We start from the raw sequence: 11851 nt of genomic DNA, 5'->3' as shown, positions 1-11851 counted from the left end.
CGATGTTACGCCGACTGACGGCCGCCGCCCTGGCGGACCTGCTGATCGTCGGAGGGATCGCCGCGGGGCTCACCGCGGCGGTCCCCGCCCCGGCCCACGCGGCGGCGCCCGCGTGCGCTCCGGGGGACTGTTTCACCGTGTCCGTCTCGCTCGACCGGGCTCCGGCCGTCGGGCAGAACGCGACGCTCACCGTCGAGGTGGTCCCGAAACAGGACGTTCCGGACGCCATGACCACCATCGAACTGCCGGACACCCTGCGCTGGGTGCGCCCGCCCGCCGGCCTCGACCACACGGCGGCGATGATCGGGCGCAGCCCCGTGGACCGCGCGAGCCGTACGGAACGGGCCCGGCGCGGGAAACCCGTCCGCTTCGAGGGCGTGGTCACCGCGGTCACGCCCGGCCCCGCCTCGATCTACGTCCGGGCGCGGGACGAACGGCCCGGCCCGAGCAGCGAGGGGCTCGCCTATCTCACGATCGGGGAGAAGTCGTCGACCTTCGGGCTGCGACGGGAGCGCCCCAGCCGTCCCGAGCAGACCCTCGCGCCGGCGGCGACCCTCGCCGGCGACACCTGCGTGCGCGGGCGCGTCACGCACGTCGAGCCGGACACGGGAGCGGTCAGGGGTACGCCCAGCGTGTCCGTGGAGGTGTGGGACAAGGACGAGGTCGGGTCCCCCGACCTGCTCGGCAAGGTCACGTCCGACGCCACGGGCGGCTACAGGGCGTGCTTCCCCGGCATCGAGGAGGACGGCACCGGCCAGGACGTCTATCTCATGGTGTCCACGGTGGCCCCGCTGTGGACGGTGGAGGAGCCGGGCACCGGCGCCGGCCTCGACTACTTCGCCAACAGCGCCGTGGTGAAGGACGTGCCCCTGGCCACCGACACGACGATCATCGACTACGCGGCCGCGCCCGGCGACGAGATGGAGGGCGCGTTCCGGATCATGGCCCGCCTCCACGACGCGTGGAGCGCGTACACCGGATGGCTGGGTCAGCCGGGCAACGACTGCTGGAAGCCCGGTGAGGCCGCCTGTCAGCGGCTGACCGTCAAATGGAAGCCCGACGTCGTCGTGCCCCTCTCGCACTACTGCCCGGGCGTCGTCTCCGGCAAATGCACCGACCGCTTCCAGATCCATCTGGACGCGTCGGAGCATCTGGAGAAGATGACGGTCGCCCACGAGGTGGGTCACTTCATCATGGACTACACCTACGGCCACATGCCGCCGACCGAGGCTTCCTGCTCGCAGCACTACGGACCGATCCGGTCGGGCGAGAGGTGCGCCTGGACGGAGGGATGGGCCGATTGGTTCGCGGTCCAGACCTACGGCGACACGCACTATCGGTGGAAGCCCACCGACCCTCCGGAGGACATGGAGAGCCCGACCTGGTTCACCCAGGGCTGGGACAGCGGGGCCGACGTCGAGGGCCGGGTGGCCGGCGCGCTCCTCGACCTGGCCGACTCCGGGGCCCGGAACGAGAAGTACTGGGACGTCGCCGGCTGGGGCCCGGCGGCGGTGGTGGCCGCGTTCAGGAAGGCGCCCGCCGACACCGTCGGCCAGTTCGTGGCGGGGCTGAGCGAGCAGGACCGTTTCGTCGCGAAGTCGGTGCTCTTCCAGAACACCATCAGCGAAGGGCACCGCTACGAGGACGTCTTCGACCGGAAGATCGCCCGCTGGCCCGCGAACGTCCCGATGTTGCCGGTCTTCGCCACCACGGCCGGCAGGTGGTCCGTGGTGGCGGCGGTCGCCTCCCCCGCGAGCGGCGGGAACGTCGACCTCGACGTGTACCCTCCCGATCACTCCAAGACGCCGGTCGGCAGCTCGGATCCGGCCGCGGCCAACGCGGACTTCGTCGCCGTGCAGCCGGCCTCCGCCGACGACGCCTTAATCGCGAGCGCCCCCGGGGACGCCGACCACCAGGAGTACGCGCTGGAGGTGGCCGAGGCGCCCGAGGGCGACCTGGAGAAGGGCACGCCCATGGAGGTCGCGATGGGCGCCGACCGGCTGGTCGAGATCCGTACGACCCGGGTGGAACAGGGCGTGCCCGCGACGTTCACCGTCACGCCTCAGGGCGGGCAGGACGTCGACCTCTTCGTGATGGCGCCGGACTCCGGAACCTGGGGGCTGCCGCGCTCCAAGGCCCGCCGCTCCGCGGCGGGCGGGCCGGGCAAGGCCGAACGTGTCACCATCGCGGACCCGAAGGTGTCCGGCGTCTACGCCGTCATCGTGATCAGGCGGAGCGGGGAGGGAACGCTCACCCTGAGCCGCGCCTGAGCCCCGGTCGGGATACGCGCGCGGCGCCGCTCCCATGCGTTCTCGTGTGCGGAACGCGGCTAGTTCGTCTCGCGAACTACCGGGCGTTTCGATGTTAGCCTGGCCGCGTGGGAAAGCATGATGAGGGCCGGATGGGAGCCGTGGCCGCGCTGGTGCGGTCCACGTTCCTGGTGAACGCCGTGTACGCCGATTCCGCCCGGGATCACGGCCTCACCGCGCAGCAGGGGCAGTTGCTCTGCGTGCTCATGGCGCAGCCGTACGGCATGAGCGAGCTGGGCGCGATGCTGGGGTTGGCGAAGTCGAGCCTCACCGGCCTGGTGGACCGCACCGAGCGCAACGGCCTGGTCGAACGCAGGCCGGACCCGCAGGACTCGCGCGCGGTGCGGGTCGCGCTGACCCGTCGGGGCGGCGTGCTGGCGGAGGAGTTCTACGCCGAGACCTGCCGGCGGGTCGGGGAACTGGCGGCGGGGCTCGCCGCCGCCGAACAGGAGACGCTCGCCGGACTGCTCGGCCGGGTCGTGCTGGACAACAAGGTTCCGGCGGTGTTCCTGGAGCCCGACGAGGGAGCCGCCGGCGGCCGCGGGCGCTGAGACCGCGCCGCCTCGCCCGGCGCCGGGAATTGCAGTTCGTGGCACGAACTAATATGGTTCGTGCCACGAACTGATTTTTTTGTCCGGCGGTTCCGGTCGTTCCGGCTGCCGGCCACCAGGAAAGGCGGAGCATTGTCCGAACAACACGTCGTCTTCGGCTTCGGCGCGCACAGCGGCATCGACGAGGCGCCGCGACTGCTGCAGATGGCTCAGCAGGCCGACCGTGACGGGCTCGACCACTTCTCCCTGTCGGACCACCCCTACGTCGGCGGACGCCTGGACGCCTACGCCTCCCTCGGGTTCGTCCTGGGACGCACCCGGCACATCTCCGGCTTCGCCAACGTCACCAACCTGCCGACCCGGCCCGCTCCCATGCTGGCGCGGACCGTGACGTCGCTGTCGGCGCTGTCGGGCGGGCGCGTCGTGCTCGGCATGGGCGCGGGCGGGCTGTGGGACCGGATCTCCGACATGGGAGTGCCGCGGCTGTCGCCGGGCGACGCGGTGGACGCCTTCGAGGAGGCGATCGTCCTGATCAAGTCGCTGTCGGGCGGGGGCTCGCCGGTCACCTTCCGGGGCCGCCACTACCAGGTGAACGGGATCGAGCCGGCTCCCGTGGCCGCGCCTCCCGTGTGGACCGGGTCGGTCGGCGCCAGATCCCTGGCCGCCACCGGCCGGGTGGCCGACGGCTGGATCCCCGGCCACGCCGCGGACTGGCTCAGCGAGCGATACCGGACGTCGCGGCCGGTCATCGACGAAGCGGCGGCCGCCGCGGGCCGCGACCCGCGTGAGATCCGCACCGTCTTCAATCTCCCCGGACGCGTCACCGACCGGCCGCTGCCCGCCACGCGCGACCGGGAGGGCCGTTGGATCGGCGGTTCCGCCGGCCAGTGGGTCGAGGAACTGACCGGGGCCGTGCTGGAGCACGGCGCCTCGGGCTTCACGCTCTTCTCCGCGGGCCACGACGCGCCGGACTCCGTCCTCCTCGGCCGCTGGGCCGGAGAGATCGTCCCCGCCGTACGCGAGGCGATCGCGAAGGAGGGCCGCTGAGCCGCATTTCCCTCATCACGCCTCGCAACCTCATAAAGCTTGCGACAGCCCATAAATGTCAACGAAAGGTGTAGCGATTTGTCGGTTCCGTAGTCATGCTGTTGGGCGTGTCGAATCCTTCCACAATTGCCGAAAACAGAGCGCCGTTGCGTATCCCCGCGCTGACCTGCCCGTTCCCCAGCGAGGTCAATCCGTACGTCGAGGAAGTGGACAGGGACACGCTGGCCTGGCTGGCCGCGTCCGGAATGATCGAGGGGGCCGAAAACCTCGAACGGTACGGCAGGGCCAGGTACGGGTGGCTGGGCGGGCGAACCTACCCGTACGCCGCCCGGGAGCTGTGCCGGCTCGTCACGGACTGGTGCGTGTGGCTGTTCGCCTTCGACGACGCCTTCTGCGAGTCGGACCGGGCGGCGGGCGAGATCGCCAGGGCGCTCCCGCAGTTCATCTCCGTCATCGACGACCTCGACGAGGGTGACGCGGTCGGAAACGTCTTCGCCCGCTCGCTGCTGGAGATCAAGAGCAGGATCGCCGCCGCCGGGAACGCCGACCAGCTCGACCGGTGGCGGGCCATGACCAAGGACTACCTCTTCGCCCAGGTCTGGGAGGCCGCCAACAGGGAGCACGACATCGTCCCCTCCTTCGACGACTACATCGTCATGCGGCGCAGGACCGGCGCGATGCTCACGGTCTTCGCGCTCGTCGACGTGGCCGCCGGCGTCTACCTGACCCCCGGCGAATGGCGCCACCCGCACGTGCGGGCCATCACCGAGCACGCCAACGACGTCGTCGTCTGGGACAACGACCTCATCTCGTACGCCAAGGAACGCTCGGGCCCGAACATCAACAACAACCTCGTCAGCGTGCTCCGGCGGCACAAGGGGTGCTCGACGCAGGAGGCGATGGACCTCATCGGCGGGATGCGGAACGAGGCGGTCGCCGGAATGGTCGCCCTCAGGCCCGCGCTCGACGCCCTCGGCTCGCCCGCGGTCGACGCGTACGTCAAGGGCCTCGAACGCTGGATCAGCGGGAGCGTGGACTATTCGCTGACCAGCTCCCGCTATGTGGGCGTCTGCCCGGTCCCCGTGGACTGAGCCGGGGGATGGCGCGCGGAAGGCCCGGGGCCGGGATCGCGGCCCCGGGCCTCCCGCGAGGGTCGTCCCCGCCGCCGCCGTCCCGGCCCGCGGGTGGTCAGCCCGGGAGAGGCGACTCGTCGAAGTCGTCCAGTGCGTACTCGATCAGCTCGCTGAGCGAGAGACGCGTGCCCCGGTTGTACGCCTCCTGGTAGGCCGCGTCCCCGAGGAGCCTCCTGCACTCCTTGACGCACTGCTCGTGCTCGTTGGTGAAGAACGGCGACCCGAACTGCGGCAGCCCGAAGGTCCGCCAGTTCGTCTGCGCCGCGCCGAGCAGATGGGCGGTGTGCTCGGGCCGCCCCATCTCCAGGTAGAGCCCGGCCATCGCGTCCACGCACAGCACGATGCCGAGGACGTCGTGGAAGTGGCGCTTGATCCGCACCGAGGACTTGCAGCTCTCCAGCGCCTCGTCCCGGAGGCCGGTGGCCCGCTGCACCTGGGCCTTGGCGTACCAGGCGTAGGAGCGCAGCCACTGCTCGCCGCGCTCGGTGCACACCTTGAGGCAGTCGTCGAGCAGGCCCTCGGCCTCGCTGAAGTCGCCCTGCGCGAACAGGACCATGGACAGCTCGACGATCGCCGGCAGCAGCCCGGGGTTGAGCTCGCGCCCGCCCCGGTGGAACTCGATCGCCACGCCGAGCAGGGCGGTCGCCTTCTTGGCGTCGCCCTGGAGCATCGCGGTGGTGCCCTGCATCTTGGTCGCCAGGATGACGGCGCCCGAGTCGCCGGCCCGCACCGCCTCGCTGCTGCACTCCTCGGCCGCCGCGAGCGCGCCCGGCAGGTCGCCCTGCGCGCTGCGGATGTACGCGAGCACCCACAGGGCCTTGCATCGTTCCTTGCTCGGCACGCGGGACGCCGCGAGCGCCCGCTCCAGGTAGACCGCGCCCTCCCGGGCGAACCCGCACGCGACCCAGAGGAACCACAACGACGACAGCAGCTCCAGCCCGGTGCGGGCCTCGACCGCGTCGGACAGGCAGTAGTCGAGCGCGACCCGGACGTTGTCGTGCTCCTGCCGCATCCGCGCGTACCACTGCACCTGGCGGGGACCGGACCAGGAGTGCTCGCCGCGCTGGGCGAGCTGGAGGTAGTGGTCGCGGTGGCGGCGGCGCAGCGCCTCGGTCTCGCCGAGCTTCTCCAGCCACTCGGCGCCGTACTGCCGGAGCGTGTCGATCAGCCGGTACCGCTGGCCGACCGGGGTCGGGAAGCTGAACAGGATCGACTTGTCGACCAGCCCGGAGATCACGTCGAGGACGGTCGCGGCCTCCAGGCCGTCTCCCGCGCAGACGAACCGGGCCGCGTCCAGGTCGAAGTCGCCGGCGAACACCGACAGCCGGGCCCACAGCAGCCGCTCGGCCGGCTCGCACAGCTCGTGGCTCCAGCCGATAGCGGCGCGCAGCGTCTGGTGCCGCGGCAGTGCCGTACGGCTGGCGCCGGCCAGCAGGCTGAACCGGTCGGTGAGCAGCGCGAGGATCTGCTCGACCGACAGCGCGCGCAGCCGTACGGCGGCGAGCTCGATGGCGAGCGGGATGCCGTCCAGCCGCCGGCACAGCTCGGACACGGCCGACACGTTGCTCTCGTCCACCACGAAGTCGGGGACGACCGCGCTGCCCCGCTCGGCGAAGAGCTGCACCGCCTCGTTCGTGTACGGGCTCTCCGAGGGGTCGTCGCCGGGCACGGCGAGCGGCGGGATCGCGATCGTGAACTCACCGGGGGCGTTGAGCGAGCGGCGGCTCGTGGCGACGATCCGCAGGTTCGGCGCACGGGTGAGGAGGTCCTGCGTCAGCTCGGCGCAGGCGTCGACCAGGTGCTCGCACGTGTCCAGGATGAGCAGGATCTCGCGGTCGCCCAGCCACTCGGCGAGGGTCTCGGAGCCCGCCCGGTGCGACTGGTCGGCGATGCCGAGCGACGAGGTGATCGTGTGCTGGACCATGCCGGCGTCCTGCAGCCGCGCGAGGTCGGCGTACCAGACACCGTCCTTGAACTGCTGGCGCACCAGGTGGGCGATGCGCAGAGCCGTCCGGGACTTGCCCACACCTCCGATCCCGGTCACGGTGACCAGTCGGGAGTCGTGCAGTCGCTGTCTGATGGTCGCGAGAAGCCTGCTCCGGCCCACGAAGCTGGTCAGCTCCGCGGGCAGGTTGCCCTCTCCACGCCATCCTGCTGGCGTTGCCATGCCGCCTCACGGGGGTCGCGTCCGGCCTGCTACCTGTTTCCGCATCGTACCTTTGCTGACGGTTGAATGTTCGGGTCCGGGATCTTCGACCTCTACCGCAGGGGGAAATATTCGCTCTCGCCCGATTATGCGGGGATTTCTAGTGATTTTCCGCCCTCCGTGCGTGGCCGGAACGCACGACCGGAACCACCCCGCCGGGGCCTCGACCTCGCGGCGGCGGGCCCGCGGGCGAGAGCGGGGCCGGTTACCATCGTCGTGTGACTGAGCGGCATCCGGATGACATGCGGCCGGTGGACCTCTTCGACGAGGGTCTGTCGGTGCTGCCTGACCAGACCAGCGACGACACCGACCTCGGATGGGGCGAGTGGCGCGGCGACGCCGAGTCCGACGACGCGCGACTGATCGAGGAACGCCCCCCGCACTGGGACTAGTCCGACCCCGATCGGTCACACCGCGACGCGCAGGCCGGCGAGGGTGGCGACGCGGAGACCGGTGTGTAGCTCGCGCCGTACCCGGCCGTCGGCCAGGTCGCACTGGGTGATGTCGTTGATCCGGCCGAGCCGGTAGTACAGCGTGCTGCGGTGGATGACGAGATCGCGGGCTGTGGCCTGGGCGTCGGCGCCGTGGTCGAGGTAGGCCTCCAGGGTGTCGGCGAGTTTCTCACCTGAGGGGGCCTGCAGCAGCCGCCGTACCGTGACCGGAAGGTCCTCCACGGTGAGCGAGTCGAGCGGCAACTGGATGAGCAGGCGGTCGATCCCGAGGTCCTCCCAGCGCGCCGACACGCCGTAGCCGGTCGGGTCCGCCGTCGCCACGCGCCAGGCCATGACCGCCTCGCGGTACGACGCGCGCACCAGCGCCAGGCACTCACGCGGCCCGCCGGCTCCGGCCCGCAGGGACTCCAGTCCCGGCCCGCTGAGCAGGCCCGCAAGCCGTTCGGGGTTCACCGGCCGGGGGATCACCAGCACGCCCTCATTGCCGAGCACGGCCCCGCACGCCTTGAGCGACGTCGACCTGGCGATCATCGAAAGTGCCTGCTCGATCGCCAGCCTGGCGGCGCCCGACGGACGGATCGGCTGCTGGGCCGGCCGGAAGACCATCACGGAGTAGCGGGCGGCCGAGCTCACCAGACCACTTTCGAGCAGCTCGGCCGCGGCGGCCTCGTTGGCGGCGACGTCATCGGAGAGGAGCTCGGACAGCAGGCGGCGCGACTCGTCCGACGAATGGTGGCGCTGCAGGGCGCGCAGAGCCAGTATCGCCCCGATCTCCGGCTCCGCCGCGGACAGGACCCGCTGGTGCTGAGGCCTCGGCTCCTCGTCGGCTCCTTTGTCGATATAGGAGACATATCCAAGGACGTGCCCCGCATGCCACACGGGGTACACGATGCGGGCGGGCGTGTCCCCGTGCGGGGGCAGCCGGACCAGGGACCGGGCCTTGCGCACCTGGTAAGCCGCGATCATCTCCTTGGCGCGGACGCTCGCTCTGCGGGAGAGGATCACCGACCGGCGGGCCTCGTCGACGTCGTCCTCGTGGACGCTGAATGCCACGAGGTTCAGGTCGGCGTCGTACAGGACGACCGGGCCGCCGAGTTGCTCCGCGAGCGTCTGGACCATGTCGTCGAGGCTCACGCCGATCCCTCCCGTTGCGACACCGTGTCGGAGTTTTGGCACGCAGATTAGTTCACTCGTGGCGAGGTGGCGCCAGATCGTGCGGCGTAACCTCCTGGAAACGCCGACGTAGGCCAGCGTTTTCGCTGGTCGCCCCCCGCTGATTGGAGCGTTTTCAGTGAGCCAATGTGACTTCGCCTCGGTCTCCGCACACCTGTTCTCGGACGGATGGCGTCGTGGCGGCGGCGGGACCGCGGACGTGGTGGAGGTCGCGACCGGCGAGCGCATCGGTGAGATCGGTCTCGCCGACGAGGCGGACGTCGAGCGGGCCGGCGCGGTCGCGGCCGAGGCCCAGCGTGAATGGGCCCGCGCCTCCTACAAGGAGCGCGCCGCCGTGATGGCCAGGGCGTCGCTCGCCCTTCAGTCCATGCGGGCCGACATCGTCGAGATGATGATCAGGGAGACCGGGGGCATCAGGGTCAAGGCCGAGCAGGAGGTGACCAAGGCCCTGGACGAGCTGCGCTCGGCCGCCGGCCTGACGGACCAGCCGTACGGTCAGCTCCTGCCGCACGAGGACGTGTCCGTGCTGAGCATGGCCCGGCGGGTTCCTGTCGGCGTCGTCGGTGTGATCGCGCCGTGGAACGCTCCGCTCATGCTCGCCATCAGGTCGGTGGCTCCCGCGCTCGCGCTGGGCAATGCCGTCCTGCTCAAGCCGGACGTGAAGACCACGCTGAGTGGCGGCGTCGCGCTGGCCCGGGTGTTCGAGGCCGCGGGCCTGCCGTCCGGACTGCTGCACGTGCTGCCCGGCGGCCCCGAGGTCGGCGAGGCCGTCGTCTGTTCGCCGCACACGCGGGTGATCTCGTTCACCGGGTCGTCCGCGACCGGACGCCGGGTCGGCGAGATCGCCGGTGGCCTGCTCAAGCGGGTCGTGCTCGAGCTCGGCGGGAACAACGCGCTCATCGTCCTGGACGACGCGGACCTGGACGCGGCGGTCAACAACGCGGCCTGGGGTTCGCTGCTGCATCAGGGCCAGATCTGCATGGCGACCGGCCGCCACCTCGTGCACGAGAGCATCGCGGACGAGTACGTCGAGCGGCTCACCGCGCACGCCCGGTCCCTCGTCATGGGTGATCCGCGACGCCCGGAGGTGCGGGTCGGCCCACTCATCGACGCGCGCCAGGCGCGGCGCGTCCACGACATCGTCACCGGCTCGGTCGAGGCGGGCGCGGTGCTGCGCACCGGCGGCTCCCACGACGGGCCCTTCTACCAGCCCACCGTGCTCGACCGGGTCACGCCCGGCGTGCGCGCGTTCCGCGAGGAGATCTTCGGTCCGGTGATCCCCGTGACCCGGTTCTCCTCGGACGCGGAGGCGGTCGAACTGGCCGGACTGACCGAGTACGGCCTGTCCGCGGCGATCCACACCGGGTCCGTGTCGCGGGGTCTCGCCTTGGCCGAGCGGTTGCGCACCGGCATGGTCCACATCAACGGGCAGACCATCAACGACGCCGCGCACATCCCCATGGGTGGCATGGGTGCGTCCGGGAACGGCGGCCGTTATGGCGGCCACTGGAACCTGGACGAGTTCACCTTCTGGCAGTGGGTCACGGCACGGCCCGCCCCGCCCACCTACCCCGTCTGATTTTCCGGATATTTCCTGACTGAGGTGCTGACATGAGGATCATCGTCGATGAGGCGCGCTGCGAGGGCTACGGATTCTGCGCCGAGGCCGCGCCGCACCTGCTCGAGCTCGATGACGAGGGTGACCTGAAGGTTCTGTCGGAGGAGGTCGCGTCCGGCGACGCCGCGCAGGCCGAGGCCGCCGTGCGGGTGTGCCCGGTAGCGGCGCTGAGGCTGGAGCCGTGACGGGCGGCATCGGGAGCGGCGGGGACGTCGTGGTGGTCGGCGGCTCGGTGGCCGCCGTCACCGCAGCGGACGCCCTGCGCCAGCAGGGCCACGAGGGCTCGATCACCGTGGTCAGCGACGAGCGTCACGCGCCCTACGTCCGGCCGCCGCTGTCCAAGGGGATGCTCAAGGGCGCAGAGACACCGGAATCCGTATTCATATCGCCGCTGCGCGCCGATATCGACCTCCGCACCGAGTCCCGCGCCGTCGGCCTGGACCGCGGCCGCCGCCGGGTGCTGCTCGACGGCGGGGAAGAGCTCCCGTACGACGGCCTGGTGGTGGCCTCGGGGGCGCGGGCCCGGCGGCTGCGGCCGTACGACCCGCAGGCGGGCGACGCAGGTGAGCTGGTGGTTCGCGACCTGGACGACGCGGTTCGGCTGCGCGCGATCTTCGCCGAGGCGACCTCGCTGATCGTCGTCGGCGGCGGATTCCTCGGCATGGAGATCGCCTCGACGGCGCGCGGGATCGGGCTCGCCGTCACCGTCGTCGACCAGGACCCTCCGCTGGTGCGGCAGTTCGGCGCCTTCCTGGCCGAGCACATGACCCGCGCCGCCCTGGACGAGGGCGTGCGGCTGGTCCGCGCGCCCGGTGGCGTGGAACTGCCGGGTGACGGCCGCCCGACGGCCGTGCGGACCTTCGAAGGGGAGCTCCTGGAGGCCGACGTGGTGGTCAGCGCCGTGGGCGACCTGCCCAACGTCGAGTGGCTGGCGGACTCCGGGCTCGGCGGCCCGGCGGGCCTGCTCGTCGACGAGCGGTGCCGAGTCGCCCCGGGCATCGTCGCGGCCGGTGACGTCGTGGCCCGCGTGAGCGAGCGCATCAGCCGGCCCCGGCGCTCGCCCCACTGGGGGAGCGCGATAGCCCAGGCGCGTGCCGCCGCCACGGCGCTGCTGATGGGCGACGAGGCGCCCGCCTACCGCCCGTCGCCGTACTACTGGACCGAACAGTGGGGACTCGACATCAAGGTCTGCGGCGAGATCGTGCCGGGATCCACGCCGAACGTCCTCACCGGATCTCTCGAAGAACACAGCGCGCTCATCCAGTGGACCCGAGACGGCGTCCCGGTGGCCGCCGCGACGGTGAACCACCGGACGCCCCTGGTCAAGCTACGCAAGATCGCAACCACCCCCTAGCCTGCCTC

General features: G+C 71.3%; 10 protein-coding genes. 8 read left to right on the top strand and 2 right to left on the bottom strand.

What is annotated here, in order from left to right; translation table 11 throughout:
- Positions 1-2: 2 nt before the first annotated feature.
- The 4 genes from AWQ70_RS24320 (at position 3) to AWQ70_RS24305 (ending at position 4998) form a co-directional block, all read left to right on the top strand.
- On the top strand, positions 3-2270 hold the full coding sequence (locus AWQ70_RS24320; RefSeq protein WP_067180134.1) for a hypothetical protein: 2268 nt from the start codon (positions 3-5) through the stop codon (positions 2268-2270).
- 107 nt (positions 2271-2377) lie between these two features.
- Complete coding sequence (locus AWQ70_RS24315; protein WP_218004642.1) at positions 2378-2860, top strand: MarR family winged helix-turn-helix transcriptional regulator; 483 nt, start codon at positions 2378-2380, stop codon at positions 2858-2860.
- 132 nt (positions 2861-2992) lie between these two features.
- Positions 2993-3907 (top strand): LLM class flavin-dependent oxidoreductase, encoded by a 915-nt coding sequence (locus tag AWQ70_RS24310; protein ID WP_067180128.1) that lies wholly within the window; start codon positions 2993-2995, stop codon positions 3905-3907.
- A 146-nt stretch (positions 3908-4053) separates the two neighbouring features.
- Positions 4054-4998 carry a 4-epi-cubebol synthase gene (locus AWQ70_RS24305; protein WP_067180125.1) on the top strand — a complete coding sequence of 315 codons (945 nt, stop codon included), beginning with the start codon at positions 4054-4056 and terminating at the stop codon, positions 4996-4998.
- A 97-nt stretch (positions 4999-5095) separates the two neighbouring features.
- On the opposite strand, the gene AWQ70_RS24300 is transcribed toward AWQ70_RS24305, so the two are convergent.
- A complete protein-coding gene (locus AWQ70_RS24300) occupies positions 5096-7207 on the bottom strand; it encodes an ATP-binding protein (RefSeq protein ID WP_067180122.1) in 2112 nt (703 codons plus the stop codon).
- A 257-nt stretch (positions 7208-7464) separates the two neighbouring features.
- Here AWQ70_RS24300 and AWQ70_RS39215 point away from each other — a divergent pair, with 257 nt between their 5' ends.
- The gene (locus AWQ70_RS39215; RefSeq protein WP_157530335.1) at positions 7465-7638 is read left to right on the top strand and encodes a hypothetical protein; all 174 of its coding nucleotides are present in this window, start codon (positions 7465-7467) and stop codon (positions 7636-7638) included.
- A gap of 15 nt (positions 7639-7653) precedes the next feature.
- Here AWQ70_RS39215 and AWQ70_RS24295 read toward each other — a convergent pair whose 3' ends face one another.
- The gene (locus AWQ70_RS24295; RefSeq protein WP_067180120.1) at positions 7654-8832 is read right to left on the bottom strand and encodes a PucR family transcriptional regulator; all 1179 of its coding nucleotides are present in this window, start codon (positions 8830-8832) and stop codon (positions 7654-7656) included.
- 157 nt (positions 8833-8989) lie between these two features.
- Here AWQ70_RS24295 and AWQ70_RS24290 point away from each other — a divergent pair, with 157 nt between their 5' ends.
- From AWQ70_RS24290 to AWQ70_RS24280, 3 genes are read left to right on the top strand one after another with little or no spacing between them, the layout of a single operon-like run.
- Complete coding sequence (locus AWQ70_RS24290) at positions 8990-10450, top strand: aldehyde dehydrogenase family protein (RefSeq protein WP_067180117.1); 1461 nt, start codon at positions 8990-8992, stop codon at positions 10448-10450.
- Positions 10451-10482: 32 nt separating this feature from the next.
- Positions 10483-10674: a ferredoxin gene (locus AWQ70_RS24285; RefSeq protein WP_067180116.1), complete on the top strand. Its 192-nt coding sequence runs from the start codon at positions 10483-10485 to the stop codon at positions 10672-10674.
- A complete protein-coding gene (locus tag AWQ70_RS24280; RefSeq protein ID WP_218004641.1) occupies positions 10671-11843 on the top strand; it encodes an NAD(P)/FAD-dependent oxidoreductase in 1173 nt (390 codons plus the stop codon). The genes AWQ70_RS24285 and AWQ70_RS24280 overlap by 4 nt, the downstream gene beginning before the upstream one ends.
- Positions 11844-11851: the final 8 nt, after the last annotated feature.

The organism is Microtetraspora niveoalba (assembly GCF_001570405.1).
Classification (GTDB): Bacteria; Actinomycetota; Actinomycetes; order Streptosporangiales; family Streptosporangiaceae; genus Microtetraspora; species Microtetraspora niveoalba.
Note: the sequence above shows the minus strand (reverse complement) of the source record. Positions and strands in the feature narration are given on the sequence as shown.

Coding starts and splice junctions, on each gene's coding strand:
- AWQ70_RS24320 (WP_067180134.1), top strand. CDS start 3: ATGTTACGCCGACTGACGGCCGCCGCCCTGGCGGACCTGCTGATCGTC.
- AWQ70_RS24285 (WP_067180116.1), top strand. CDS start 10,483: ATGAGGATCATCGTCGATGAGGCGCGCTGCGAGGGCTACGGATTCTGC.
- AWQ70_RS24300 (WP_067180122.1), bottom strand. CDS start 7,207: ATGGCAACGCCAGCAGGATGGCGTGGAGAGGGCAACCTGCCCGCGGAG.